The organism is Mycobacterium sp. P2_H7 (genome assembly GCF_056403275.1).
The window spans coordinates 162,422-186,985 of record NZ_JBFUFU010000001.1; the positions used below are offsets into that span (position 1 = coordinate 162,422).

The window sequence follows — 24,564 nt, forward strand, 5'->3', positions numbered from 1 at the left end:
TGTCCCGACCATGTCAAGCGCGCCACGTCCACGGATCATCACGATCGCTTTCTGGCTGACGATGGTGGGTGCGGTTCTGTTGCTGGCCGGCGGAATCCTCGGCATCACCACCTCGCTGACGACACCCGAGAGTGCGTTCCCGTCGATGGGCGAGGGTCAGGCCCATCGCATCCTGCTCATGCACGGCGGTGTCGGTGCCGTCCTGGCGGTCGCCGGCCTCGGCCTGAGCTTCCTGGCGGGGCGGACCCGTAACGGCGACAAGCGTTTCCGCCGTGCGCTGGCCGCGCTGGCCGGCGGTGTGGTCTTCATCGTGTTCCTGCTCGCCCTGTTCGCGCCCTACAACCTGGAACTGCTCGCGCTCGTCGGGGTGGTGCCGGTGGCGGTCGGAGCGACGCTGTTCACCCGGCCCGCGGCGGCGGACTGGTTCGAGGACGGGTCGTGACCAGCGAAGAGCCCGGGCCGGAAGTGTTGTTCTCTGAGCCGGGTGCCAGCTGGTGGTGGCTGTTGGTGGGACCGTTGTCGGCGCTGGCGATGGTGCTGATCCAGGTGACCGGTGGCGGCGGCATCGCGTTCGGCGTGCCCGCGATATTTCTGGTGCTGGTCAGTGGCTTCCTGGGCATCCAGATCAAGGCCGCCCGCATCCACACCTCCGTCGAACTGACCCCCACCACGCTGCGGCAGGGCACCGAGTTCATCGACACCGCGGACATCGTGCGGATCTTCCCCGAGGCGAAGGGGGCCGAAGCCGAGAAGTGGCAGTCCTACCGCGCGCTCGGTGAGTTGACCGGGGTGCCCCGCGGCCGAACCGGGATCGGGCTCAAGATGACCGACGGCCGCTCCGGACAGGCCTGGGCGCGGCGCCACCGCACCCTTCGGGCCGCGCTGGACGCTATCGTCGGGGAGCCGGAGCTGTGAACCGCCGAGCCGTCCTCGAACTGACGTTGGCCGTCGTCGCGCTGGTGGGTTGCGTGCTGAGCTGGCAGGCGGCCGGCGAAACCGCGCAGGCGGCGCCCATCATGGAGGGCGAACCGTCGTCGACGTCGGTGGTGTACTACCCGCCGCTGATCGTGCTGGCGCTGGTGCTGGCGACCACGGCCGGCGTGCTGGCGGTGCTGGGCATCGCGCGACTGCGCCGCTCCCGGTGACCGGCTGAGGGATGATCGAGGGGTGTCCTGGACAGCCCGATGTGCGGTGGCCGCGGTAGCCGCGGCGCTGGCCGGTGCCCTCGCGCCCGTTGCCCACGCCGACGGCGCAGATGCCGTGGTCGCCGACCTAGAGGCGCAGGGCTACATCGTTCACATCAACTGGGTCAGCGGATTCAACACCCAGCAGCTGGCGGACTGCACCGTGATCAACGTCAACAACCCGAACTCCTCGGACACCGCCGCGGTCGGCGACTCCGTCTACGTGGACGTCACCTGCCCGAACAGTCTGTATTAGAAGACCGTGGGTGAGCTCCGCCACACCGGCTTGGAACAAAGTTCAAAAGTTGTAACACTGTACCCATGACTGAACTGGCCGAGCAGCCGCAGCAGACCGATTCCCTGCCCCTGGGCCCCGACTCGCTGGTGTGGAAATACTTCGGCGAGAACCGGATGTACCTGATCGGGCCGCGCCCCGCCGTCCTGCAGAACATGCTCGCCGAACTGGGCCAGGGCGTGCTGGATCATTCGGTGTTCTTCGACGACACCGCCGCACGCGTCAAGCGGTCGATCCCGCCGATCATGATGACGGTGTACGGCTCCGGTGACGACAACCCCGGCCAGAAGGTTCGCGACTTCCACAAGAACATCAAGGGCGATATGCCCGATGGGTCGCGCTATCACGCGCTGGACCCGGAGACCTATTACTGGGCGCACGCCACCTTCGTCGAGCAGGTGCTCTACTTCGCCGACACTTTCGTCAAGCGCCTGAGTGACGCCGAAAAAGAGCAGATCTACTTGGAGTCCAAGACCTGGTACCGCCGCTATGGCGTGAGCGACCGCGCCATGCCCGCCACGTACGCGGAGTTCGCACAGTACTGGGACCGCATGATGGACGACATCGTGGTGGGCCACAAGACCGCCCGGTACGGCGTCGGCTATGTCACCAAGGGTTTCCCGAAGCCGAAGGGTGTGCACCCCCTGGCGTGGAAAGTGCTTGCGCCCGTGTTCAATCCGATGGCGGCATTCCTCACCACCGGCGGACTGCCGCCGCGTGCCCGTGTTCTGCTGGATCTGCCGTGGACCGAGCGCCAGGAACGCAACTACCAGCGATTCGCCGCGTTCTGCCGGTCCGAGCCGGTCAATTGGGCGTGGGACCGGCTGCCTATGTCGGTGCGCTACAACAAGTTCGCGCAGCGGGGTTATGCCAACACCTGATGCCACGCAACTGATCCTCGACGCGGCGCTCGTTGAGTTCGAGCGGCATGGGTTTCGCCGGGTCGCGCTCGACGACGTCGCGAAACGGGCGGGCGTCAGCCGCACCACCATTTATCGCCGCTTCGCCAACCGCGACGAACTGGTGGGGGCGGTGATCGAGCGGGAGAACGTGGCGCTGTTCGCCGATATCGCTCAGGAGCTGAAAACCTCAGGGCCGCAATCGAATTACTACGTCGAGGCGTTCACCCTGTCGATCCTGCGGTTCCGCAAGCACCGGGTGCTCAACCAGATGATGGTCGACGAGCCCGCGCTGGTGATGGAGTTGATGCATCAGCACTACGGCGCCGCGGTCGAGCGGATGGCCGATGCGCTACGGGTGATCTTCCCCGCCGGCTTCGCCGAGAGGATCGGTGAGCCTGCCGTGAACGAGCTCGCCGACACGATCCTGCGCTACGCGGCAATGGTCTTGCTGCTGCCCGGCGTCGAGCCGTTGCAGAGCGCCGACGACATCCGGGCGTTCGCCAGCAAGCACTTCCTGCCCAGCCTGCCGGTCGCCGTGCGGACCATCCCGGCCTGAGGCGCGGTGTTTGGTAGATCACATTTTCGGGCAGCCTCAGGCATGAGCAACGAAGGGCATTTACCCAATCAGGACGCACCGACTGTCACCGAGGAGCATCACAAAAAGGCCGAAGAAGTCATGAAGGCCTACGACGACACCCGTCCGACCGTGGAGTTGCCCGGTAGCAACGGCACCGTCACGGGTACCGCCATCAACGATTGGCTCGACGACGACGGCAATCCCCGCTACGGCGAGGCCGACAAGACCTAACCTGGCTGGTGTGACCTCGCTGGATCGAATTGCACCTGCCTTCATCGAGATGGCCCACGCGATCGTGTGGGCCTCGGTGGCCACCGTCGACGGCGACGGGCAGCCCCGCAGCCGGATCCTGCACCCGATATGGGAGTGGGACGGAACCGATCTGTTCGGCTGGATCGCCACGGCGCCCACCCCGCTCAAGAAGTCGCACTTGGCAGTGCATCCGTATGTGTCGCTGAGCTATTGGACGCCCAGTCACGACACGTGCAGCGCGGAAGCCCTGGTCGAGTGGTACACCGACGACGAGACACGTGCCCAGGTGTGGGAGAAGTTCGCCAACGGCCCTGCCCCGGTCGGGTATGACCCGAGCATCATCCCGGGCTGGGACGGCCCCACCTCGCCGTCGTTCGCGGCGCTGCGGCTGACGCCCTATCGCCTGCGGGTGATGCCGGGCCCGGCGATGCTCACCGGGGACGGCATTCTCACCTGGCGCGCGTGAGCAGCAGGGCGGACTCCACACCCGTGGCTTTCAGCAACCGGCCCCACGGCGCCTTCGCCACGGTCAGCGCCTCGTCGGTGGGCACCACCCGCGGATCGGTGACGGCGAAGGTCCGGCCGAGCATCTGAACCCGGCCGCCGCCGGCGGCCGTCAAGTTGCGCACCCAGTCGGTGTCCGTGCCGTAAGGAAGTAGCACGGCCACACCATCGGTGGTGGAGAAGGCCGTCACCGGGGTGCGGTAGGACTTCCCGGACTTGCGGCCCACGTGTTCGATCACCGACCACAGCGGCAGCCATCCCGACAACGGCTCGACCACACGGTTGGTGTACTTGCGATTGAAGATGGCTCTGCGTTTCGCCGACTCCCTCACCGGGTCACCCGGCGCAGCAACACGGCCTGCTCGAACGGTATCCGCGGGAAGACGAACCGGGCCGGGCCCGTGACCGTTCGCGCCGCCTCGGCTTTGGTGACCACCCGAGGATCGGCGTACTCGGCGGTCCGGCCACCCCGCTTGATCAGTCCGCCGCCCGTGGCAGAGATGTTCTTCAGCCAGTCCCGGTTCGGGCCGTAGCTGAGTAGGATCGCGACGCCGTCGTCGGTGCTGAACACCGACAGCGGTGTGCGGTAAGGCTTTCCGGACTTGCGCCCGGCGTGTTCGAGGATGCCCATGGTGGGTAGCCAGCCCGCCCACAGCCGTTGGATCGGGTTGGTGACGTGGCGGTTGAACCGGGCGAGCCATTGCGGTAGCTGCATGGTGTCGATCAAACTCGGATTCGTGGGCTACCTCAAGCCCCCGTGGTTCGTCATGTGCCAGACTCATTCGTTATGTCTGGACAAAGAAAAGCTCCCATCGCGGTCCTCGGTGCCACCGGTGCACAGGGTGGCGCCGTCGCGAGTGCGCTGCAGGAAGCCGGCCTGCGGGTACGGGCGGTGGTACGCAATCCGGGTTCGGCGCGCGCACAAGCCCTGGCGGCCGGCGGCGCCGACATCGTGGTCGCCGATCTGTCCGATGAGAACGCGCTCGCCACGGCGTTCGCCGGGACCGCCGGTGTCTTCGCCGTGACGACCCCGTTCGAGGAGGGGCCCCACGTCGAGGTCGAACAGGGTCTGCACGTGGTGGCCGCCGCGGAGCGGGCCGGGGTGGGCCATCTGGTGTATTCGTCGGTGGGCAGCGCGGACCGGGACTCCGGTGTGCCGCATTTCGAGAGCAAAGCCGTCATCGAAGCCGCGCTGGCCGCGTCGAGCGTGGCCCACACGATCGTCGGACCCACGTTCTTCTACGACAATCTGCTCGGTGCCATCAGCGAACTCGATTCCGGGGAACTGGAGTTGGCGTTGCCTGTCGATCTGCCGCTGCAACAACTGGATCGCCGCGACTTGGGCAGATTCGTGGCGCTGGTCTTCGCCGAGTCGGAGCGGTTCGTGCGACAGCGCATCGACATCGCCTCCGACGCGATCACGCCCCGTCAGATGGCGGCGGCGCTACAGCGCGCGCTCGGCCGCCCGGTCCGGGCCGTCAGCTTCGACCCCGCCGACATCGAGTCGCCGGACATGCGTGCCATGTACACGTTCCTCACCGAGCGCGGCTACGCGGCGGACCTCACCTGGTTGCACCGCGAGTTCTCCGGCGTCGGCTGGCATCGGTATGACGACTGGCTGGGCGACACTCAGATCGTCAGCTGATCCAGCGAACCCTCCGGGGCCTCGCAGGCGCTGCGCAACAAGGCCTCATAGGACGCCAGGTAGCCGCGGATCTGGTCCTCGCTGTACAGCCCGGTCCGGTAGCTCGCCTCCAGCACCAGAGCGCTGCCGTTGTCGACGATGTTGATGAACAACTCGAACGTCTCGGCCTGCCGGACCAACGTGTCGTATCCGACGGTCAACCCGGTGTGGTGGATGTCGTCATCGCGCACGTCGATGTTGAACACCACGCTCACCAGGGGCGGCCGGTCGTCCTGGCGCGTGAGCTGCAGTTCCGGCAGCAGGGTGCCGAAGCTGACGCCCTGATGGTCGTAGGCGTCCAGGATGGCACCGCGGGTGGTGCCCAGCGCCGCCGCGAAACTCTCCGTACCGCTCTGGCGTAGCCGCAGCGGCAGCAGGTTGACGCAGTGCCCCACCAACTTGCCCTGATCGTGGAACGACTGCCCGGCCGCGGCCAGACCGATCACCATGTCGTCCTGACCGGTGTGCCGATAGAACAACCCGGCGAACGCGGTGAGCATGGTGGCCACCAAGCTGGCCCCGTGCGCACTGCCGACACTGCGCAGCCTGCCCACCAGTTCGGCGTCCAGCGGCACATCGACGCGGGCGGCCCGCAGATCGCCGGTCTCGGCGACACGGTCGGGCGGCAACTGCGGCGGAGCAGGCGCGTCGCGCAGCTGTTCGAGCCAATAGTGCTGATGCGCTTGGCCTTCCGAGGACTGCAGGAAGTGCCGCTCGATCAGGGTGTAGTCGGCGTAGCGCGGGGCGGCCGGCAGGCTGATCTCGCGTCGCTCGACGTCCGCCGAATACAGTGCCGCCAACTCGGTGAGCACCACTGCGCCCGACCAGCCGTCGCAGACGGCGTGATGCGCCGTGAACAGCAGCCGGTGCTGAGTCGGGCTCAGCCGCACCAACCGGAACCGCACCAGCGGCCCACGCCGCAGGTCGAAGGTCTCCGCCATCTCCTCGTCACAGCACTGCTCCAGCGCCTTGGCACGGCCCGACTCGTCCAGATGGGCCACGTCGTGCACGGGCAGGTCCAGTGCCAGGTGCGGTTCGATGATCAGGGACCGGCCATCGCGGGAGAAGTGTGCGCGCAGCGACTCGTGCCGGTCCAGCAGGATCTGCAGCGACCGGCGCAGCGCCTGCTGGTCCAGTTCCCCGTCGAGGGTCAGCCCCAGGCCCTCGTTGTAGGCGACGGTGTTGTTGCCGACGAACTTGGCCGCCAGCCACACTTCGCGCTGTGATTCGGTGCTGGGCAGCGTGATCGGCTCGTCGCTGTGGGCGGGGATGCCGAACAGTTCTGCCGACGGTTTCACGTCGTCGAGGAAGCCGCCCTGCTTCATCTGGGCGATCGCGTAGGCGAAACCGTCGACGATGAAGTCGATCTCGGCCGGACCGTGCGTGGTGGTCAGGTAGTTCGGCCGGCCGTCCCAGGCGTTCACGCCGGCCTCGCGCAGGAAGAAGTAGAGGAGTTCGCCGAACGCGAGGTCCTGCGTCCACTCCGGCTTCATCAACGAGCCGAACCGGCCGATGTGCATCGGCACACCCTCGGTCTTGAACAGCGTATTGAGCCGGTGGACAAGGTCTTCCGCCACCGCCGACACCTGATCCTGCAGGTGCGGGTTGTCCTTCATATGCCGCAGCGTGGCGTCCACGACGGCCATCGTCAGCGGGTGCCGGACGAAGGTCCCGGCGAAGTAGGTGACGCCCACCTCGGGCATCGAATCGTCACCGAACTGCCAGCCGCCGCCGTCGAGGGCGTCCAGAAAGCGCGGGGTGCCCGCGATGGCACCGACGGGCATGCCGGCCCCGAACACCTTGCCGTAGCAGGCGATATCGGCCTTCACGCCCCACATGCCCTGCGCGCCGGACCAGTGCACCCGGAATCCGCACACCACCTCGTCCATGATGAGGGCGGTGCCGCTCTCGTCACAGATCCGGCGGACCTCGCGCACATAGTCGGCGGGCTGCAGGTCGGGTTTGCGCGACTGCACGGGTTCGATGACCACCGCCGCCAGTTCGTGCGCCCGGGCCCGCAGCGTCTCCAAGGAGGCGGCCGTCCCGTATTCGAGCACCAGCGTGTTCGCCACGCTCTCCGGCGGGATACCGGGGGCGGCCGGGATGGTGCGGCCCGACGCGGTGCCGCGGACCAGCACCTCGTCGGTGATGCCGTGGTAATCGCCCTCGTGCTGGACGATCAGGTTGCGGCCGGTGATGGTGCGGGCCAGCCGGATGGCCGCGAGCACGGCCTCAGAGCCGGTGTTGCAGAACGCCACCCGCTCATGACCGGTCATCTCGGCGAACAGCCTGGCCGTCTCGCCGGCGCGCGGATTCTGCGGGCCGATGATGATGTCGCTGTCGATCTGCTCGTGCACCGCCTGGACCATGAAGTCGGGGCGGTGGCCGAAGAAGATGGAACCGAAGCCGTTGGTGATGTCGACGTAGGTGTTGCCGTCGATGTCGGTGAACCGCGGGCCCTTCGACTCGGCCGACACGAGCGGGTAGACCATGTCCTTCCACAACGGCCGGAATCCGGACACCGCGCGCGGATCGGCCAGGTGTGGCCGGTGCTCGTCGGCGTAGGCGCGGCTCTTGGCGGTCCGCGCGATGTAGCGGGCGACGAAGTCGTCCAGCGCGGCTCGCTGCCGCGCCGTCAACTCTTCGCCGGCGGCTTTGGTGATCTTCGCGCCCGCACCGAACACCTTGGCGGCCGGGGCATCCGGGTCGCCGAGTGTCTGCAGGTGCTCGGCCAGCGATGCCGGGGTCGGGAATTCCTCCAGTAGCTGGCGGAACCGCAACGAGACTTTCATCCGCTGATTCAGTTGGGTCGTGACCTGCGTCAGCAGCAGCGAGTCGAAACCCAATTCCAGGAACGACCGGTGATCGTCGTCCGGCCCGATGTCCACCCCGGCGACGTCGGCGAACAGTGCGCGGATGGCACCGAGCGGCCCGGTATCGGCCTCGATCTCGTTCTCGGCCAAAGCTTCTGCCGTCGCGATGGTCGGTGCGGGGGCGGCCGCGACCGGCAGGGCGGCGGTGGGTGTCAGCCAGTGCCGGGTCCGGGCGAAGGGATAGGTGGGCAGGCTGACCCGGCGGCGGGTCTCACCGGCATGCACCCGGCGCGGGTCGGTGTCGACACCGGCTACGAACAGCCGCCCGACCGCCAACACGAGATGTTCGGCATCGTCGGCCGCGGACGCCCCGGCGTGCGGCAGCGACGCGATCGCGGTGACCATCTTCTGGGCAGCGAACGTCTGGCGGGTGCTGGTGGTCAGGTTCTGGCCCGGACCACATTCCAGCAGCACGCAACCCGGTGTCTGCGCGAGGTGCTGCAGAGCCGGGGCGAACCGCACCGCGTTGCGCAACTGCTGTGCCCAGTAGTGGGGATCCTGGGCCTGTGCGTCGGTGATGGGCAGCCCGGTCAGGCTCGAATAGAACGGCAGCCGTGGTGCGCTGCGCGGATACTGGCCCACGACCCGGGCGAAGTCCCCGACGATCGGGTCCATCATCGGGGAGTGGAAGGCGTGGCTGGTGTGCAGCGCGGTGGTGGCCACCCCGTCGGCATCGAGCCGGACGCTCAACGCCTCGAGATCACCCCGGGGACCCGACAGCACCGTCAGCTGCGGCGAATTCACGCCCGCGATCGCGATGGCGCCGCCGACATACTGCGCCGCTTCGGTCTCGGACAACCGCACCGCGAGCATGCCGCCCGCGGGCATCGACTGCATCAGCCGGGCACGCTCGGCCAGGATCAGCAGCGCGTGCTCCAGTTCGAACACGCCGGCCAGCGTCGCGGCGACGAACTCGCCCACGCTGTGGCCCAGCATCGTCTCGGGTGCCAGCCCCCAGCTCAGCCAGAGCCGGGCCGTGGCGTAACTGATGGTGAAGATGGCCGGCTGCGCAAGTTGGGTGGCGCGCAACGCTTCCGCGGCCTGCTCGTCGTCGGTGAAGATGATGTCGCGCAAATCGACGCCGAGGGCAGGCAGCAGGATGTCCGAGCATTCGTTGACGGCGCTGCGGAACACACTCTCGGTCTCGTAGAGCCGGCGGCCCATCCCGACGTGCTGGGCGCCCTGACCGGGGAAGGTGAAGACCAGATGCGGCCGGGGCGCCGGGTCGCTGCCGGTCAGCACGTGCTCGGGAGCGGTCAGCCGGTCCCGGGCCTGCGCCACGCTGCCCGCCACCACGGCCGCCCGGTACGGATGGCGGTTGCGGCCGGCATCGAGGGTGTAGGCGATGTCCGGCAGGGCCTCCGGGGTGGTGGCCAAGGTGCGGGTCAGGTCGGCGATCTGCTGCTGCAGCGCAGCCTCGGTCTTCGCCGAGAGCCGCAGCACCTGCCAGCCGCGGCGGCCCGGCGTGGACACCGGCTGCGGCCCCTGTTCGAGGATGGCGTGGAAGTTGGTGCCGCCGAAGCCGAATGACGACAGCGCGCCGCGGCGCGGGCCGTCGCCGGCCCAGCTGGTGCGGCGGTCGTTGACGTAGAACGGGGACGTCTCGAAGGCGCAGTCCGGGTTGGGGTCCTCGACGTGCAGGGTGGCCGGGCGCTCGCCCTCGCGCAACATCAACGCCAGCTTGATGGCGCCGACGGTGGCCGCGGCGGCGTCGAGATGACCGATGTTCGATTTGACGCTGCCGATCGCGCAGTAGCCGGTATCGGCGGTGTCCTGCCGCCACGCCTGGGTGATCGCGGTGACCTCGATCGGGTCGCCCAGTGGGGTACCGGTGCCGTGCGCTTCCAGCACCTCGATGCTGCGGGCGTCGACACCGGACCGATCCAGCGCGGTGCGCACCACGGCCCGCTGCCCGGCGATGCTGGGTGCGGTGAAGCTGGCCCGTTGCCTGCCGTCGTTGTTCAGGGCGGTGGCGCGGATGACGGCGTGGATGGTGTGCCCTTCGGCAAGCGCATCGTCCAAGCGGCGCAACACGACACACGCGCCACCGCCCGTCAGGGCCATCCCACTGGCCGCGGCATCGAAGGCGCGGATGCGGCCGTCGGCGCTCAGCGCGCCACCGGGCAGGTGGTCGTGACCGTGCTGGTACTGCCACGGCAGTGACGCGCCGCCTGCCAGTGCCACGTCGCAGTCGTCGGACAGCAGCGCCTGGCAGGCCAGGTGCAGCGCGGCTCCGCTGGACGAGCACGCGGTCTGCACCGTCATCGCCGGCCCGGTGAGCCCCAGCTTGTACGCGATGCGGGTGGCGGCGTAGTCCTTGTCGTTGCCCACCAGGGCGTGGCCCAGCCCGTATTCGCGCAGCCCGTCGTGCGGCAGCACGTTGCGGGTGGCGTAGCTGTTGGCGGCGACGCTGGCGTAGATGCCTGCGCGCAGCGCGGCTCCGCCAGGATCGATCCCCCGGTCGCTTCGCTCCTGCCCGCCGGGATCGATCCCCCGGTCGCTTCGGTCCTGCCCGCCGGTCGCAATACCGGCATCTTCGAAGGCGCCTGCGGCGATCTCCAGCAGCAGTCGCTGCTGCGGATCGATGCGCTCGGCCTCGTACGGGGTGTAGCCGAAGTACTGGTGGTCGAAGGCATCTGAATCCTCGACCCAGCCCGAAACGGGGACGTGGTCGGGTCCGGGCGTGACGCCTGCGGCCTCGAGTTCCTCGGCGGACAGCAGTCGCAGGGAGTCCACGCCGTCGAGCAGGTTGCGCCAGAACGCGCCGACGTCGGCGGCCCCGGGCACCCGCGCCGCCATCCCGACGATGGCGATGTGATCGCTTGTGCGCGGGGTGCTGCGCACCACCGCGCGAACGACGTCCCGCTGCGCCGGCCGCAGGGCGGCGGCCACACCGGCGATGGTCGGTGTCTCGAAGAACTGTGTGATGGTCAGCGCCGCACCGGTTTCGGCGTTCAGCCTGGCGACCAGCCGGGTCGCGGTCAGCGAATTGCCGCCCACCTCGAAGAACGGGTCGTCGACCCCGGAGCCGGTGAATCCGACCAGCTGGTCCCAGATTCCGGCGACGGTCCGCTCGGTGTCATCGCCCGGCGCCCGGTACGCGACGGCCAGCGCCGGTCGTCCGAGCGCGGGGGCGGGCAGCGCGCCGCGGTCCACCTTGAAGCTGGCGTTGACCGGGAACTCGGCCATGAAGGTGTACGCGGCCGGCAGCATGTAGTCGGGCAGCTCGGCGGCCAGCAGCGCATTGAGCTGCGTGCGGTCCAGCGCGCGGCCGTCTTCGGTGCGAAGGTACGCCGCCGGAAAGCGTTCACCGTCTTGGTGTTCCGGCGCGGTGACGACACTGTCCAGCACGCCGGGGCAGCGGTTGAGGGCCTGCTCGATCTCTGCGAGCTCGACCCGGTAACCACGGATCTTCACCTGGTAGTCCAGGCGGCCGTGATACAGGAAGGCGCCGTCGGTGCCCTGGCTGGCCAGATCCCCGGTGCGGTAGACGATGTCACCGCCGTGCGGATCCGCCACGAACGTCACCGCTGTCTTCTCGGGCAGGTTGCGGTAGCCGCCCCCGACGCCGATGCCCTGGACGCACAGCTCGCCCTTCGTTCCGGGCGCGACCGGATTGAGCTCGGCGTCGCGGACGGTCAGCACGATGCCCGGCAGCGGGCCGCCCAGCGAGCAGACCCCACCGGCGGCCAGATCGGCGGCGGTGACATCATGTGCGGCAACAAGATCCGAGCATTCCGTCGGGCCGTAACCGCTGATGAACCGGGCGTGGCAGTCCGGGTGGGTCAGCCAGTCCCGGATGCGGTCCAGGCGCAGCGCCTCACCGCTGATCACCAGGCGCTCGATGCCGGCGAGCTGGTCGTAGCGGCCGTCCTCGATGAGGCCGTACAGCCCGGTCGGGGTGTGCGCGAAGGCATTGACGCCGAGATCGACGATGGCGCGCCTGATGTCGGCCGGGTCGTAGACGGGGGACTGGTAGAGCACCACGGCGCCCCCGCTGATCAGCGGTGCGCACACCCCTTTACTGGTGAGGTCGAATCCGATGGACGTCAGCACCATGAACCTGGTGCCGGGGCCCACCCCGACCTCGTCGGCCATCCAGCGATTCAAATTCACCACACCGCGCTGGAAGTTCAAGGTGCCCTTGGGCTTTCCGGTCGAACCGGAGGTATAGATGGAGTAGACGAGATCGTCGGCACTGCCCACGTACGGCGCATCGGGGTGAGAGGTGACGGCCGCGTCGGCGGCGGTGAGGTGCACCAGTGGGGCGGCGTTCTGGATGCCGTGGGTCGCGATGGCGCCGGCGTCACGGTCGGTGAGCAGGGCGAACGGCTCGGCATCGGCGAGGATGTGGTTCATCCGGGTGGCCGGGTAGTCCGGGTCCAGCGGAATGTAGTGCCCGCCCGCCTTGAGGATGCCGAGCAGGGCGATCGGCAGCAGCGGGGTCCAGTCGCACAGGAACGCCACCCCGGCGCCCGCGGGCAGGCCCATCTGGATCAGGCGGGCCGCCAGGGCGTTGGCGCAGGCATTGAGCTCGGCGTAGCTCAGGGTCCCGGCGGGGTGCACGATCGCCGGCGCGTCCGGGGTGTGCGCGGCCTGTTCGGCAAACAGGTCCTGGATGGTGGTGCCGCGGCCGTCGCGGGTGGCGATGAACGTCATGGTTGATCAGATCTCCGTGCGCATACCGTCAGGAAACGGGTTCCCTCGACGTCGGTTTCGTACTGCTCGACGATGTCCCAGCCGGCCTGGCGGAGCAGGTGCGGGTGGTTGTGGCAAAAGCTGAACTCGCTGCCATGGGGTCGTGACTGCTTCTCGGTATCCAGGTCGAAGCCGTTATAGACGGGCTCGGTCAGCACCCACCACGCTTCGCCGCCGAAGCCGGCGGTGGCCTGGTACAGCCGCGTCACCTTGTCCTGCGGGAAGTACTCCAGGACGCCGGCGTTGGAGAAGTACACCCAGCCGGGGCCCGCGTGACTCTCGATCCAGTCGACCGCGTCGGCGTGCACGAATTCCAGCCGGGTGTCGGTGCGCCAGCGTTCGGTGTTGTTGCGGGTGGCCTCGGCGTTGATGTCGATGCCGACGAGCCGGGGCAGCATGGGCAGCTGGTCGCCCAGATAGGCCAGCGCCAGCCCGTTGCCGCTGCCGATCTCGCACAGCGCGGGCGCACCGGTGTCGGACAGTTCGCGGCGCAGCAATTCGACCGGGCGGGCGTGCTCGCGCAGGAACCAGTCGTCGAAGCGCTCGGCGATATCGGCCGAGGCGCTGAACAGGGCGCCGCCCTGGCCCGCCCAGAACCGCTGGTGCATGGCGCTCAGCGCGGCCCAGTCCTCGGGCTGGGCGCGGCTGACCCAGCCGATCATGATCAGCCGGTCGACGAGGGAGAACTCGTTGGGATCGCCGGCGGCGAGCAGCCGCCCGGCGGTGCCGGGGCGAGCGGCCAGCGCCAGCCGGCCCAGTCCCACCTTGATCGCCCGGCGCCAGGGGCTGGCGGGCAGAACAAAGGGATAGCGGATGGGAAGCTGCTGTGGCTGGGCGACCGTTGTCACTTTCCTATTAAAACAGAGAGCGAGATATTTCCCAGCTTGAGTGGCATTATTCACGTTTGCTCTACGTTGCTGGAAATGTTGAGCAGCGTTGCCACTACACCCTGTAGTTGGAGTTCGGGTTCCAGCTGGAACACTGGTCACCATGACAAGCACGGCTGCCTCCGCGGCATTGTTCGCCGATGCCTCTTCCGTCATCCCCGGTGGCGTGAACTCGCCGGTCCGGGCATTCAGCGCGGTCGGCGGCACGCCGCGGTTCATCACCTCGGCCAACGGCTACTGGCTGACCGACGCCGACGGCAACCGATACGTCGACCTGGTGTGTTCGTGGGGGCCGATGATCCTGGGCCACGCGCACCCGGCGGTGGTGGAAGCCGTGCAGCGGGTGGCGGCCGACGGACTGTCCTTCGGCGCGCCGACACCGGCGGAGACCGAGCTGGGCCGGGCCATCATCGAGCGTGTCGCGCCGGTGCAGCGCATCCGCTTCGTCAACTCCGGCACCGAGGCGACCATGAGCGCCATCCGGTTGGCCCGCGGGTACACAGGCCGGCCCAAGATCATCAAATTCTCCGGCTGCTACCACGGCCACAGCGACGCACTGCTGGCCGACGCCGGTTCGGGCGTCGCGACCCTCGGGCTGCCGTCCTCGCCCGGTGTCACCGGCGCCGCCGCCGCGGACACCATCGTGCTGCCCTACAACGATGTCGCCGCCGTCGAGCAGACCCTCGCCGAGCACGGTGAACACATCGCCTGCGTGATCACCGAGGCCAGCCCGGGAAACATGGGCACCGTGGCCCCACTGCCGGGCTTCAACGCCGCCCTGCGGCGGGTCACCGCCGAGCACGGCGCACTCCTGATCGTCGACGAGGTGATGACGGGGTTCCGGATCAGCCGTTCCGGCTGGTACGGCGTCGACCCGGTGGACGCCGACCTGTTCACCTTCGGCAAGGTGATGAGCGGCGGCCTGCCCGCCGCGGCGTTCGGCGGCCGCACCGAGGTGATGGAACGGCTGGCCCCGCTGGGCCCGGTGTATCAGGCAGGCACCCTGTCCGGGAACCCGGTCGCGATGGCCGCGGGCCTGGCCACCCTGGCCGCCGCCGACGACGCGGCGTACGCCACCCTGGATGCCCACGCCGACCGCCTCGGCGGCCTGCTCACCGATACGCTGACCGAAGCCTCGGTGGCGCACCATGTTTCGCGGGCCGGGAACTTCCTCACCGTCTTCTTCGGCGAGACCGAGCCCACCGACTTCGCCACCGCCAAGGCCACCGAGACCTGGCGCTACCCGGCCTTCTTCCACGCGCTCCTGGACGCCGGCATCTACCCGCCGTGCAGCGCATTCGAAACCTGGTTTGTCTCGACGGCTCTGGACGACCACGCCTTCGACAGGATTGCCGAAGCGCTGCCGCACGCGGCCCGCGCCGCCGCCGAGGCGAAGCAATGACCCGAACGACGGTGCACGTGATGCGCCACGGCGAGGTGTTCAACCCGGAGAAGGTGCTCTACGGGCGGCTACCCGGCTACCACCTGTCCGACCGCGGCCGCGCCCAGGCCCAGGCGGCCGCCGACTGGCTGGCACCTCACGACGTCACCTACATCGTGGCCTCGCCGCTGGAGCGGGCGCAGGAGACCGCCGCGCCGATCGCCGCGAAGCACGGCCTGGCCACCGACACGGACGCCGACCTCATCGAATCGTGGAACCAGTTCGAGGGCGAGCGGGTGGCCCCCGGCGACGGCGCCCTGCGGGACCCCCGCAACTGGCCGCGGCTGCGCAACCCGATGAAGCCGTCCTGGGGTGAACCGTATGACGAGATCGCCCCCCGGATGATGGCCGCCCTGCACCGGGCCCGGGCGAAAGCCGAAGGGCACGAGGCGGTCTGCGTCAGTCATCAGCTGCCCGTCGAGACGCTGCGCCGAGCGATGACCGGACGCAAGCTGGCCCACCTGCCGTTGCCGCACAGCCGGCTGTGCAACCTGTCCTCGATCACCTCCTTCGTGTTCGACGATGACCGCCTGATCCGGTGGGCGTATACGGAGCCCTGGGGTCTGTAGTGAAGTGGTTGGTTGCGCTGGTGACGGCGCTCGTGGTTCTCACCGGTTGTTCCACCGGTGACGACGCCGTCGCCCAAGGTGGCACCTTCGAGTTCGTGGCACCGGGCGGCAAGACCGACATCTTCTACGATCCGCCCGAAAAACGCGGCACGCCAGGCAAACTGACCGGCCCCGACCTGATGGACCCCACCCGCACGATCTCCCTCGACGACTTCGCGGGCAAGGTCGTCGTCATCAACGTCTGGGGACAGTGGTGCGGCCCGTGCCGCTCGGAGATCCCGCAGCTCGAAGAGGTCGCCGAAAAAACACGCGAAGACCGCGTTCAGTTTCTCGGTATCGACGTGCGGGACTACAACCGGGACGCCGCAAAGGATTTCGTCATCGACCGCAAGGTCAGCTTCCCGTCCATCTACGACCCGCCGATGCGCACCATGATCGCCTTCGGCGGCAAATATCCCACCACCGTCATCCCGTCCACGGTGGTGCTGGACCGGCAGCATCGCGTCGCGGCCGTGTTCCTGCGGGAACTGCTGGCCGCGGACCTGTTGCCGGTCGTCGAGCGCTTGGCCGCCGAGAAGTGAACCCCGGTGACGTCGTGGCCACCGGGCCGGTGCTGCTGGCCCTCGGGGTGAGCGTGCTGGCCGGGCTGGTGTCCTTCGCCTCGCCGTGCGTGGTGCCGCTGGTGCCTGGCTATCTGTCGTATCTCGCCGGCGTCGTCGGAGTGACCGAGTCCGACGGACCGCGGTCGGGCAGGTGGCGGGTGGTGGGCGCGGCCGCCCTCTTCGTCGCCGGCTTCACCACGGTGTTCCTGCTCGGCAGCGTCGCGGTGCTCGGCATGACCACGGCGGTGATCACCAATGAGGCTCTGCTGCAACGCATCGGCGGTGTGGTGACCATCGTGATGGGCCTGATCTTCGTCGGCTTCATCCCGCTGCTGCAACGCGAGGCCCGCTTCGCGCCACGTCAGCTCTCGACCCTCGGTGGGGCGCCGCTGCTCGGTGCGGTGTTCGCGCTCGGCTGGACGCCGTGCCTGGGTCCGACGCTGACGGCGGTCATCGCGGTGGCCTCGGCCACCGAGGGCTCGGCCGTGGCGCGCGGCATCGCCCTGGTGATCGCCTACTGCCTTGGCCTCGGTGTGCCGTTCGTGCTGCTGGCGTTCGGCTCCGCGCGTGCGGTGCGGGGGCTGGGCTGGCTGCGGGCGCACACCCGTGGCATCCAGGTCTTCGGCGGCGTGTTGATGATCGCCGTCGGCATCGCCCTGGTGACCGGGCTGTGGGGCGAGTTCGTGGCGTGGGTGCGCGACGCCTTCGTCAGTGACGTGCGGCTGCCGATATGAGGGCCGTGAAGAAGGTGTGGGCGCTGATCCGCAACACCTGGCGCACCCTGACCTCGATGGGCACCGCGCTGGTGCTGCTGTTCCTGCTGGCGCTGGGCGCCATCCCGGGCGCGCTGCTGCCCCAGCGCAGTCTCAATGCGGGCAAGGTCGACGAATACCTGGCGCAGCACTCGACGATCGGGCCGTGGCTGGACAAGGTCCAGGCCTTCGACGTGTTCTCCAGTTTCTGGTTCACCTCGATCTATGTGCTGCTGTTCGTCTCGCTGGTCGGCTGCCTGACCCCGCGGCTGGCCGAGCATGTCCGCAGTCTGCGGGCGGTGCCGGTGGCTGCGCCGCGCAATCTGGCGCGACTGCCCAAACATCACCAGGCCGAGGTGGCCGGGGACGCCGCGAAGCTGGCCGCCGCCATGTCCGACCGGCTGAAGGGCTGGCGGCGCACCACCCGGACCGAAACGAGCGACGGCGGCGAGACCGTCGAGATCTCCGCCGAGAAGGGATACCTGCGCGAGTTCGGCAACATCGTCTTCCACTTCTCGCTGCTGGGCCTGCTGGTGGCGATCGCCGCGGGCAAGCTGTTCGGCTACGAGGGCAATGTCATCGTCGTCGCCGACGGCGGGCCCGGATTCTGCTCGGCGTCGCCGGCCGCGTTCGACTCGTTCCGCGCGGGCAACACCGTCGACGGCACCTCGCTGTACCCGATCTGCATGAAGGTCAACGACTTCGACGCGGAGTACCTGCCCAGCGGGCAGGCCGTCAGCTTCGCCGCCAACATCGAGTATCAGGACGGCCACGACCTCAACACCGACACCTGGCGGCCCTACCGCCTGGAGGTCAACCACCCGCTGCGGGTCGGCGGGGACCGGGTGTACCTGCAGGGCCACGGCTACGCGCCGACGTTCACGGTGACCTTCCCGGACGGGCAGAAGCGCACCACCACGGTGCAGTGGCGCCCTGACGACCCGCTGACGCTGTTGTCCTCCGGAGTCATCCGGGTGGACCCGCCCGGCGGCACCTATCCCGACCCCGATGAGCGCCGTAAACACCAGATCGCCGTGCAGGGTCTGCTCGCCCCGACCGAACAGCTGCACGGGACCCTGCTCTCCTCGAGCTTCCCGGCGCTCAACGATCCCGCCGTGGCCATCGACATCTACCGAGGTGACACCGGCCTGGACACCGGACGCCCGCAGTCGCTGTTCACCCTCGACCCGCGGTTGATCGGGCAGGGCCGGCTGACCAAGCAGGCTCGGGTCAACCTCAAGGCCGGTGAGCAGACCCGCCTGGATGACGGCACCACCATCCGCTTCGACGGCGCGGTGCCGTTCATCAACCTGCAGGTCTCCCACGACCCCGCGCAGGTCTGGGTGCTGGTGTTCGCGATGTCGATGATGGGCGGCCTGCTGGTGTCGCTGGTGGTGCGTCGGCGCCGTGTGTGGGTTCGGCTTACCCAGGGAGCGGCAGGTACCGTAAGCGTCGAGCTAGGGGGTCTGGCCCGGACCGACAATTCCGGGTGGGGTGACGAGTTCGACCGACTCACCGTGAAGCTGCTGGGAGAAGAGTGACGCGCGCATGAACACCACGCACATCGATATCGGGCTGTCCCGCTACTCGGACTGGGCTTTCACCTCGTCCGTGGTCGTGCTCGTCGTCGCGTTGATCCTGCTGGCCGTCGAGTTGGCGTACTCGCGGGGCCGCAAGGTCGAGGCCCGCGAACTCGTGGGCGCCGGCGGCCCGGCACATCCAACCGCAGTCGGGGCGCACAGCCTGACCCCCGGCGTCGTCGCCGATGTCCCGTCCCGGTCCGCCGACGAACGCATCGGTCGCGCGGGCCTGGCGTTGGTGTACGTCGGCATCGCCCTGCTCGCCACGTGCATCGTGCTGCGCGGCCTGGCCACGGCCCGGGTGCCGTGGGGCAACATGTACGAGTTCATCAACCTGACCTGTTTCTCGGGCCTGATCGCGGGCGTGATCGTGCTGCGCAAACCGCAGTTCCGCGCGCTGTGGGTGTTCGTCCTGGTGCCGGTGCTGATCCTGCTGACGGTCTCCGGTCGCTGGCTCTACACCAACGCCGCCCCGGTGATGCCTGCGCTGCAGTCCTATTGGCTGCCCATCCACGTCTCGGTGGTCAGCCTCGGATCCGGGGTGTTCCTGGTCGGCGGTGTGGCCAGCATCCTGTTCCTGCTCAAGATGTCCCCGCTGGCCGATCGCGACAACGGGCTGGGCCGGATGATCAGCAGGCTGCCCGACGGCCAGACCCTGGACCGGATCGCTTACCGCACCACGATTTTCGCCTTCCCGGTGTTCGGGTTCGGCGTCATCTTCGGCGCCATCTGGGCCGAGGAGGCGTGGGGCCGGTACTGGGGCTGGGACCCCAAGGAGACGGTGTCGTTCATCGCGTGGGTGGTGTACGCGGCCTATCTGCACGCGCGTTCCACCGCGGGTTGGCGGGACCGTAAAGCCGCCTGGATCAACGTCATCGGTTTCGTGGCGATGGTGTTCAACCTGTTCTTCATCAACCTGGTGACCGTCGGGTTGCACTCCTACGCAGGGGTGGGCTGACTGTGCCGCTCGGTCCGGATCAGCCCGTGAACTTCCGTGGGCAGCATCGTTTCAGTGATCCCGCACAAGAGGTGCCGCCGGAGTGGACGGCGCCGACGCCCCCGCACGGGATACCGGTGCAGAGCGTCCCTGCCCAGCCCCCCGCCGACCAGACCAGCCCGTTCCCGCTGCCCGCGCCCTACCTGGACCTGTCCACGGTGGCGCTGCTCGGGCAGCCGAAGCAAGCGCCGTCCAACGGGTGGCGCCGCTGGCTCTATGTGGCCAGCTTCAAGACCGTCAATCTGGGTGAGAGCCCGAAGGTCACCGACTACAACAACCTGCTCGGCGAGGTCGCCACGCCGCTGCGCGGTTGCTACCGGATTGCGCTGCTGTCGCTGAAGGGCGGCGTCGGCAAGACGACGATCACCGCCACCCTCGGGGCCACCTTTGCCTCCAGCCGCGGTGATCGTGTCATCGCGGTGGACGCCAATCCGGACCGCGGCACGCTGAGCCAGAAGGTCCCGCTGGAGACCCCGGCCACCGTCCGGCACCTGTTGCGTGACGCCGAGGGCATCAACGCCTACAGCGACGTCCGGCGGTACACCTCGCAGGGCCCCAGCCGGCTGGAAGTGCTGGCGTCCGAGAGCGATCCGGCGGTGTCGGAGGCGTTCAGTTCGGACGACTACTCCAAGACCCTCGAGGTGCTGGAGCGGTACTACAGCCTGGTGCTCACCGACTGTGGCACCGGCATGCTGCATTCGGCGATGGCGTCGGTGCTGTCGCACGCCGATGTGCTGATCGTGGTCAGCTCGGGTTCGGTGGACGGTGCGCGCTCCGCGTCGGCCACGCTGGACTGGCTGGACGCGCACGGGCATCAGGAGATGGTGCGCAATGCCATCGCTGTGGTGAACGCGGTGCGGCCGCGGTCGGGCAAGGTCGACCTGCAGAAGGTGACCGATCACTTCGCGCGGCGTTGCCGGGCGGTGCTGCAGGTGCCGTTCGACCCGCATCTGGAGGAAGGCGCGGAGATCAGCCTCGAGCGGCTCAAGCCGCAGACCCGCGAGGCTCTGATCAAACTGGCGGCGGTTGTCGCGGCGGGATTCCCCGGTTCGAGCTAGTTACGGGGATTGTCTTCGTGGCCGAGACGCCGGAGGAAGTCCGGGTCGTCGTCGGGACCGATCACCCGGGTACGTGGGCGATCTGCCGATGCTCGAACCACCCGCAACACCGCATAAGCAAGCCCGGCCACGATCAGGACCAGGAGTAAGTACTGCAACGAAAACCTCCTTGTTCTGAATATACGCGCCGTGAGTAGGCTCGGGCCCGTGTCTGAAGGTCGGCCGGGTACCCGGATGTTGCGCGACGTCGGAGCCTATCTGGTGGCCCGGCTCATTCTGGCCGCGGTGCTCACCGTGGTGATCGTCGGATTGGGCCATCTGCTCGGGATCCGTGAGTTCCCGTTGATCGTCGCGGTGCTGTTCGCCATCGTGTTGGCGCTGCCACTGGGGATCTGGGTGTTCGCGCCGCTGCGCAAGCGCGCGACGGCCAGCATCGCGGAGTTCGACGAGCGCCGCAGGCAGGACCGGGAATCGTTGCAGGCGCGGCTGCGTGGGGACAGCGAGACCGAACCGAACGGCTGAGCGGTTGTCCCGCAAGGCAATCGGCGGAGTCAGCCGAACGTCAGCGCGGCCGCCACGGCCACCGACCACACCAGCATGGTCAGACCGGTGTCGCGCAGCACCGGGATCAGTTCGCGCCCACCGAGACCGCGCCGCACCGGCGAGGCCGCGCGCAGCGCCAGTGGCGCTGCCAGCAGTCCGGCGGCACACCACGGCGTCGCCAGCATGAGCACCAGGGTCAGGACGAAGGCCGTCACCACCAGCACCTGGTAGAGCACCCGGGTGCGGGCATCGCCGAGGCGCACCGCCAGGGTGATCTTGCCGGTCTCGGCGTCGGTCGGGATATCGCGCAGGTTGTTGGCCACCAACACCGCCGAGGACAGGCTGCCGGTGGCGACCGCGGCGGCCAGGCCCACCCAGTCCACCTGCAGGGCCTGCGTGTACTGCGTGCCGAGCACCGCGACCAGGCCGAAGAAGACGAACACGGCGACCTCACCCAGCCCGCGGTAGCCGTACGGCGTGGACCCGCCGGTGTACAGCCAGGCCCCGGCGATGCACGCGGCGCCGACGGCGATCAGCCATGGCTGGCTCACGATCGCCAGCGCCAGGCCGGCGCCGGCGCCGACCAGCAGGCTGATGATCGCCGCGGTCAGCACCGCACGCGGGGAGGCCACTTTCGAGCCGACCAAACGCAGCGGGCCAGACCGGACGTCGTCGGTGCCGCGGATCCCGTCGGAATAGTCGTTGGCGTAGTTGACCCCGATGATCAGGGCCAGCGAGACGAGCAGCGCCAACAGCGCCTTCCACCACACCGCGCCGCCCAGCCAGGCCGCCGCACCGGTGCCCGCGAGGACGGGGGCGACGGCGTTCGGCAGCGTCCGCGGGCGCGCACCTTCCACCCACTGCGCAAAGGTAGCCACGGGGGTCATCGTCCCATGCACTGTCATTCGTGCGTGACGAGCGGCACCTTGTCACGGGTTGGCTGCCAAGTGACACTTGTCTCATGACGGACCGCCTGAGCAAGACCGAAATCGCCAAAGATGCGTTGCAGGAAGGCGTCGAGTCGGTGGCGTCGACCGTGGGGGAGGTGGCCACCATCATCACCACCGCGGTCAAGGACGTGGCGAACGCGATCGGCGGACTGGCGACCGATGCCTTCGCCATCCGGGATGCCGCCAAGCAGGCCGCCGAAAAAGCGGACGTGGAGGCCACCTTCGCGGAGCCCGCGCAGGACTGACCCGATAATGGTCGGATGCTCGGAGTAATCGGCGGCAGCGGCTTCTATTCGTTCTTCGGACCTGACGCGCGCAGCATCAATCTCGACACACCCTTCGGGGAGCCCAGTGCGCCCATCACCGTCGGCACGGTCGGGGCGCACGAGGTGGCGTTCCTGCCGCGCCACGGGGTGTCGCACGAGTTCTCGCCGCACACCGTGCCCTACCGGGCGAACATGTGGGCGCTGCGGGCATTGGGCGTGCGGCGGATCTTCGCGCCGTGTGCCGTGGGCAGCCTGACGCCGAAGCTCGGACCGGGCGCCATGGTGGTGCCCGACCAGCTGGTGGACCGCACCAGCGGGCGGTCCGACACCTATTTCGACGCGGGCGGGATCCACGTGGGGTTCGCCGACCCGTACTGCCCGACGCTGCGATCGGTGGCGGCGGACCTGCCCGGCGTCGTCGACGGCGGCACCATGGTGGTGATCCAGGGCCCGCGATTTTCCACCCGCGCCGAGAGTCGGTGGTTCGCCGGCCAGGGGTTCACCCTGGTCAACATGACCGGTTACCCGGAGGCGGTGCTGGCTCGTGAGCTGGAAATGTGTTATGCCGCAATTGCTTTGGTGACAGATCTGGACGCCGGGGTCGAAGAGGGCGCCGGCGTGCGGGCGGTGGACGTCTTCGCGGAGTTCGAGCGCAACATGGTCGGGTTCAAGCAACTGGTGCACGAGGCCATCGCGGGTGTGTCTGCCGAGCGCGACTGCACGCATTGCCTGGCCCATGCGGGCGTGACGCTGCCGTTCGACCTCCCGTAGGGGGCGGCTGCCGCGAAACTTGACGGGTGTCGATAATGAGCGGATGACATCGGCCTTCTGCGCGCAATACGGAATCGATTTCCCGCTCTTCGCCTTCAGTCACTGTCGCGACGTGGTGGCCGCGGTGACCAACGCGGGCGGCTTCGGCGTGCTGGGCGGTGCGGCCTTCACCCCGGATCAGCTGGAGCAGGAGCTGACCTGGATCGACCAGCATGTGCACGGCAAGCCCTATGGCGTCGACATCATCGTGCCCGCCAAATTCGAGGGCAAGGGCGAGAAGCTCAGCAAGGACGATCTGGCCGCGCGGATCCCGCAGGGGCACCGTGAGTTCATCGACACCCTGCTGCGCGAGCACGGTATCGAGCCCGACCCCAAACCCCGCACCGGCGCGCCCGTGCTGGCCGGCGGCACCGGTTCCGATCTGCTGGAAGTGTCGCTGAGCCATCCGATCAAGCTGATGGCCAACGCCCTCGGGGTGCCGCCGGACTACATGATCGAAGCCGGTCGCGAGCACGGGATCCCGGTGGCCGCCCTGGTCGGCGCCAAGGAACACGCGGTCAAGCAGGTCGCCGCCGGGGTGGACCTGATCGTCGCGCAGGGCACCGAGGCCGGCGGGCACTGCGGGGAGGTCTCGACCCTGGTGGTGGTCCCCGAGGTCATCGATGCGATCGACGACGCCGTGCCGGTGCTGGCCGCGGGCGGCATCGTCACCGGCAAGCAGATGGCGGCGTCGGTCGCCCTCGGCGCGGTCGGCGCCTGGACCGGGTCGGTGTGGCTGACCACCGAGGAAGCCGAGACCGAACCCCACACCGTGGCCAAGATGCTCGCCGCCACCTCGCGTGACACCGTGCGCTCGGCCGGGCGCACCGGCAAGCCGTCGCGGCAGCTGGTGTCGGACTGGACCGACGCGTGGGCGCCCAAGGGTGGGCAGCAACCGTTGCCGTTGCCGCTGCAGAACATGCTCAGCGAGCCGGTGCTGCGCCGCATCGACGCGCTGGCCGCCCAGGGACACGAAGGCGCGCAGGCGCTGGCGACGTACTTCGTGGGGCAGGGTGTCGGGCTGATGAACAAGGTCAAGCCCGCGCGTGACGTGGTGCTGGAATTCATCGAGGACTACGTCGCCGCGACGGAGCGGCTGAGCGGCTCGCTGCCCGACTGAGGCGCTCCGGCGCCGACATC

At 68.7% G+C, this 24,564-nt stretch carries 26 protein-coding genes; 20 read left to right on the forward strand and 6 right to left on the reverse strand.

The features are described 5' to 3' along the window. Window positions 1–10 precede the first annotated feature (10 nt). The 8 genes from AC1DY7_RS00765 (at window position 11) to AC1DY7_RS00800 (ending at window position 3,676) form a co-directional block, all read left to right on the forward strand. Window positions 11–442 carry a hypothetical protein gene (locus AC1DY7_RS00765; RefSeq protein WP_477491735.1) on the forward strand — a complete coding sequence of 144 codons (432 nt, stop codon included), beginning with the start codon at window positions 11–13 and terminating at the stop codon, window positions 440–442. Continuing rightward, entirely contained in the window at window positions 439–915 is a 477-nt protein-coding gene (locus tag AC1DY7_RS00770) for a DUF3093 domain-containing protein (RefSeq protein ID WP_477491736.1), read from the forward strand. The genes AC1DY7_RS00765 and AC1DY7_RS00770 overlap by 4 nt, the downstream gene beginning before the upstream one ends. Beyond that, window positions 912–1,145, forward strand: coding sequence for a hypothetical protein (locus AC1DY7_RS00775; protein ID WP_477491737.1), 234 nt, complete (start codon window positions 912–914; stop codon window positions 1,143–1,145). The genes AC1DY7_RS00770 and AC1DY7_RS00775 overlap by 4 nt, the downstream gene beginning before the upstream one ends. 22 nt (window positions 1,146–1,167) lie before the next feature. After that, window positions 1,168–1,440 carry a hypothetical protein gene (locus tag AC1DY7_RS00780; RefSeq protein ID WP_477491738.1) on the forward strand — a complete coding sequence of 91 codons (273 nt, stop codon included), beginning with the start codon at window positions 1,168–1,170 and terminating at the stop codon, window positions 1,438–1,440. A 65-nt stretch (window positions 1,441–1,505) separates the two neighbouring features. After that, window positions 1,506–2,360: an oxygenase MpaB family protein gene (locus AC1DY7_RS00785; RefSeq protein ID WP_477491739.1), complete on the forward strand. Its 855-nt coding sequence runs from the start codon at window positions 1,506–1,508 to the stop codon at window positions 2,358–2,360. Next, window positions 2,347–2,937 (forward strand): TetR/AcrR family transcriptional regulator, encoded by a 591-nt coding sequence (locus AC1DY7_RS00790; protein WP_477491740.1) that lies wholly within the window; start codon window positions 2,347–2,349, stop codon window positions 2,935–2,937. Before AC1DY7_RS00785 ends, AC1DY7_RS00790 begins: the two co-directional genes overlap by 14 nt. Window positions 2,938–2,979: 42 nt before the next feature. Then, complete coding sequence (locus AC1DY7_RS00795) at window positions 2,980–3,189, forward strand: hypothetical protein (protein ID WP_477491741.1); 210 nt, start codon at window positions 2,980–2,982, stop codon at window positions 3,187–3,189. 10 nt (window positions 3,190–3,199) lie between these two features. Further along, a complete protein-coding gene (locus tag AC1DY7_RS00800) occupies window positions 3,200–3,676 on the forward strand; it encodes a pyridoxamine 5'-phosphate oxidase family protein (protein WP_477491742.1) in 477 nt (158 codons plus the stop codon). Here the strand turns inward: AC1DY7_RS00800 and AC1DY7_RS00805 are convergent. Further along, window positions 3,660–4,046 carry a nitroreductase family deazaflavin-dependent oxidoreductase gene (locus tag AC1DY7_RS00805; protein ID WP_477491743.1) on the reverse strand — a complete coding sequence of 129 codons (387 nt, stop codon included), beginning with the start codon at window positions 4,044–4,046 and terminating at the stop codon, window positions 3,660–3,662. The two genes, AC1DY7_RS00800 and AC1DY7_RS00805, sit on opposite strands and share 17 nt — an antisense overlap. Then, window positions 4,043–4,429: a nitroreductase family deazaflavin-dependent oxidoreductase gene (locus tag AC1DY7_RS00810; RefSeq protein WP_477491744.1), complete on the reverse strand. Its 387-nt coding sequence runs from the start codon at window positions 4,427–4,429 to the stop codon at window positions 4,043–4,045. The genes AC1DY7_RS00805 and AC1DY7_RS00810 overlap by 4 nt, the downstream gene beginning before the upstream one ends. A 72-nt stretch (window positions 4,430–4,501) precedes the next feature. Between AC1DY7_RS00810 and AC1DY7_RS00815 the strand changes: the two genes are divergently transcribed. Further along, entirely contained in the window at window positions 4,502–5,359 is an 858-nt protein-coding gene (locus tag AC1DY7_RS00815; protein WP_477491745.1) for an NmrA/HSCARG family protein, read from the forward strand. Here the strand turns inward: AC1DY7_RS00815 and AC1DY7_RS00820 are convergent. Next, complete coding sequence (locus AC1DY7_RS00820; protein WP_477491746.1) at window positions 5,344–12,930, reverse strand: amino acid adenylation domain-containing protein; 7,587 nt, start codon at window positions 12,928–12,930, stop codon at window positions 5,344–5,346. The two genes, AC1DY7_RS00815 and AC1DY7_RS00820, sit on opposite strands and share 16 nt — an antisense overlap. Beyond that, window positions 12,927–13,817, reverse strand: a complete 891-nt coding sequence (locus tag AC1DY7_RS00825; RefSeq protein ID WP_477491747.1) for a hypothetical protein — start codon at window positions 13,815–13,817, stop codon at window positions 12,927–12,929. The genes AC1DY7_RS00820 and AC1DY7_RS00825 overlap by 4 nt, the downstream gene beginning before the upstream one ends. Before the next feature lie 142 nt (window positions 13,818–13,959). Between AC1DY7_RS00825 and hemL the strand changes: the two genes are divergently transcribed. The 7 genes from hemL to AC1DY7_RS00860 are packed head-to-tail and all read left to right on the forward strand — an operon-like array spanning window position 13,960 to window position 20,855. Continuing rightward, a complete protein-coding gene (hemL, locus tag AC1DY7_RS00830) occupies window positions 13,960–15,258 on the forward strand; it encodes a glutamate-1-semialdehyde 2,1-aminomutase (RefSeq protein ID WP_477491748.1) in 1,299 nt (432 codons plus the stop codon). Then, entirely contained in the window at window positions 15,255–15,866 is a 612-nt protein-coding gene (locus tag AC1DY7_RS00835) for a histidine phosphatase family protein (RefSeq protein WP_477491749.1), read from the forward strand. The genes hemL and AC1DY7_RS00835 overlap by 4 nt, the downstream gene beginning before the upstream one ends. Continuing rightward, window positions 15,866–16,447, forward strand: a complete 582-nt coding sequence (locus tag AC1DY7_RS00840) for a TlpA disulfide reductase family protein (protein ID WP_477491750.1) — start codon at window positions 15,866–15,868, stop codon at window positions 16,445–16,447. Before AC1DY7_RS00835 ends, AC1DY7_RS00840 begins: the two co-directional genes overlap by 1 nt. Next, window positions 16,444–17,202, forward strand: a complete 759-nt coding sequence (locus AC1DY7_RS00845) for a cytochrome c biogenesis CcdA family protein (protein ID WP_477491751.1) — start codon at window positions 16,444–16,446, stop codon at window positions 17,200–17,202. Before AC1DY7_RS00840 ends, AC1DY7_RS00845 begins: the two co-directional genes overlap by 4 nt. Then, on the forward strand, window positions 17,199–18,761 hold the full coding sequence (gene resB, locus AC1DY7_RS00850) for a cytochrome c biogenesis protein ResB (RefSeq protein ID WP_477491752.1): 1,563 nt from the start codon (window positions 17,199–17,201) through the stop codon (window positions 18,759–18,761). The genes AC1DY7_RS00845 and resB overlap by 4 nt, the downstream gene beginning before the upstream one ends. 7 nt (window positions 18,762–18,768) lie before the next feature. Next, window positions 18,769–19,758 (forward strand): c-type cytochrome biogenesis protein CcsB, encoded by a 990-nt coding sequence (ccsB, locus tag AC1DY7_RS00855; RefSeq protein WP_477491753.1) that lies wholly within the window; start codon window positions 18,769–18,771, stop codon window positions 19,756–19,758. A gap of 2 nt (window positions 19,759–19,760) precedes the next feature. After that, window positions 19,761–20,855 (forward strand): MinD/ParA family ATP-binding protein, encoded by a 1,095-nt coding sequence (locus tag AC1DY7_RS00860; RefSeq protein WP_477491754.1) that lies wholly within the window; start codon window positions 19,761–19,763, stop codon window positions 20,853–20,855. On the opposite strand, the gene AC1DY7_RS00865 is transcribed toward AC1DY7_RS00860, so the two are convergent. Continuing rightward, window positions 20,852–21,013 carry a hypothetical protein gene (locus AC1DY7_RS00865; RefSeq protein ID WP_477491755.1) on the reverse strand — a complete coding sequence of 54 codons (162 nt, stop codon included), beginning with the start codon at window positions 21,011–21,013 and terminating at the stop codon, window positions 20,852–20,854. The two genes, AC1DY7_RS00860 and AC1DY7_RS00865, sit on opposite strands and share 4 nt — an antisense overlap. 76 nt (window positions 21,014–21,089) lie before the next feature. Between AC1DY7_RS00865 and AC1DY7_RS00870 the strand changes: the two genes are divergently transcribed. After that, the gene (locus AC1DY7_RS00870; RefSeq protein WP_477491949.1) at window positions 21,090–21,377 is read left to right on the forward strand and encodes a DUF4229 domain-containing protein; all 288 of its coding nucleotides are present in this window, start codon (window positions 21,090–21,092) and stop codon (window positions 21,375–21,377) included. A gap of 29 nt (window positions 21,378–21,406) precedes the next feature. On the opposite strand, the gene AC1DY7_RS00875 is transcribed toward AC1DY7_RS00870, so the two are convergent. Then, window positions 21,407–22,276 carry a 1,4-dihydroxy-2-naphthoate polyprenyltransferase gene (locus AC1DY7_RS00875; RefSeq protein WP_477491756.1) on the reverse strand — a complete coding sequence of 290 codons (870 nt, stop codon included), beginning with the start codon at window positions 22,274–22,276 and terminating at the stop codon, window positions 21,407–21,409. An 83-nt stretch (window positions 22,277–22,359) separates the two neighbouring features. Here AC1DY7_RS00875 and AC1DY7_RS00880 point away from each other — a divergent pair, with 83 nt between their 5' ends. Genes AC1DY7_RS00880 through AC1DY7_RS00890 form a run of 3 tightly spaced genes read left to right on the forward strand, consistent with a single transcriptional unit; the run spans window position 22,360 to window position 24,544 of the window. After that, the gene (locus tag AC1DY7_RS00880; RefSeq protein WP_477491757.1) at window positions 22,360–22,593 is read left to right on the forward strand and encodes a hypothetical protein; all 234 of its coding nucleotides are present in this window, start codon (window positions 22,360–22,362) and stop codon (window positions 22,591–22,593) included. Window positions 22,594–22,608: 15 nt separating this feature from the next. Then, window positions 22,609–23,385, forward strand: a complete 777-nt coding sequence (locus AC1DY7_RS00885) for an S-methyl-5'-thioadenosine phosphorylase (protein ID WP_477491758.1) — start codon at window positions 22,609–22,611, stop codon at window positions 23,383–23,385. 43 nt (window positions 23,386–23,428) lie between these two features. Next, window positions 23,429–24,544: a nitronate monooxygenase gene (locus AC1DY7_RS00890; RefSeq protein ID WP_477491759.1), complete on the forward strand. Its 1,116-nt coding sequence runs from the start codon at window positions 23,429–23,431 to the stop codon at window positions 24,542–24,544. Window positions 24,545–24,564 lie beyond the last annotated feature (20 nt).

What these genes read in the sequence shown, in the direction of transcription:
- AC1DY7_RS00815 (WP_477491745.1), top strand. Translation starts at nt 4,502, where the DNA reads ATGTCTGGACAAAGAAAAGCTCCCATCGCGGTCCTCGGTGCCACCGGT.
- AC1DY7_RS00785 (WP_477491739.1), top strand. Translation starts at nt 1,506, where the DNA reads ATGACTGAACTGGCCGAGCAGCCGCAGCAGACCGATTCCCTGCCCCTG.
- AC1DY7_RS00790 (WP_477491740.1), top strand. Translation starts at nt 2,347, where the DNA reads ATGCCAACACCTGATGCCACGCAACTGATCCTCGACGCGGCGCTCGTT.
- AC1DY7_RS00835 (WP_477491749.1), top strand. Translation starts at nt 15,255, where the DNA reads ATGACCCGAACGACGGTGCACGTGATGCGCCACGGCGAGGTGTTCAAC.
- AC1DY7_RS00880 (WP_477491757.1), top strand. Translation starts at nt 22,360, where the DNA reads ATGACGGACCGCCTGAGCAAGACCGAAATCGCCAAAGATGCGTTGCAG.
- hemL (WP_477491748.1), top strand. Translation starts at nt 13,960, where the DNA reads ATGACAAGCACGGCTGCCTCCGCGGCATTGTTCGCCGATGCCTCTTCC.
- AC1DY7_RS00765 (WP_477491735.1), top strand. Translation starts at nt 11, where the DNA reads ATGTCAAGCGCGCCACGTCCACGGATCATCACGATCGCTTTCTGGCTG.
- ccsB (WP_477491753.1), top strand. Translation starts at nt 18,769, where the DNA reads ATGAACACCACGCACATCGATATCGGGCTGTCCCGCTACTCGGACTGG.
- resB (WP_477491752.1), top strand. Translation starts at nt 17,199, where the DNA reads ATGAGGGCCGTGAAGAAGGTGTGGGCGCTGATCCGCAACACCTGGCGC.
- AC1DY7_RS00870 (WP_477491949.1), top strand. Translation starts at nt 21,090, where the DNA reads ATGTTGCGCGACGTCGGAGCCTATCTGGTGGCCCGGCTCATTCTGGCC.
- AC1DY7_RS00820 (WP_477491746.1), bottom strand. Translation starts at nt 12,930, where the DNA reads ATGACGTTCATCGCCACCCGCGACGGCCGCGGCACCACCATCCAGGAC.
- AC1DY7_RS00795 (WP_477491741.1), top strand. Translation starts at nt 2,980, where the DNA reads ATGAGCAACGAAGGGCATTTACCCAATCAGGACGCACCGACTGTCACC.
- AC1DY7_RS00810 (WP_477491744.1), bottom strand. Translation starts at nt 4,429, where the DNA reads ATGCAGCTACCGCAATGGCTCGCCCGGTTCAACCGCCACGTCACCAAC.
- AC1DY7_RS00885 (WP_477491758.1), top strand. Translation starts at nt 22,609, where the DNA reads ATGCTCGGAGTAATCGGCGGCAGCGGCTTCTATTCGTTCTTCGGACCT.
- AC1DY7_RS00890 (WP_477491759.1), top strand. Translation starts at nt 23,429, where the DNA reads ATGACATCGGCCTTCTGCGCGCAATACGGAATCGATTTCCCGCTCTTC.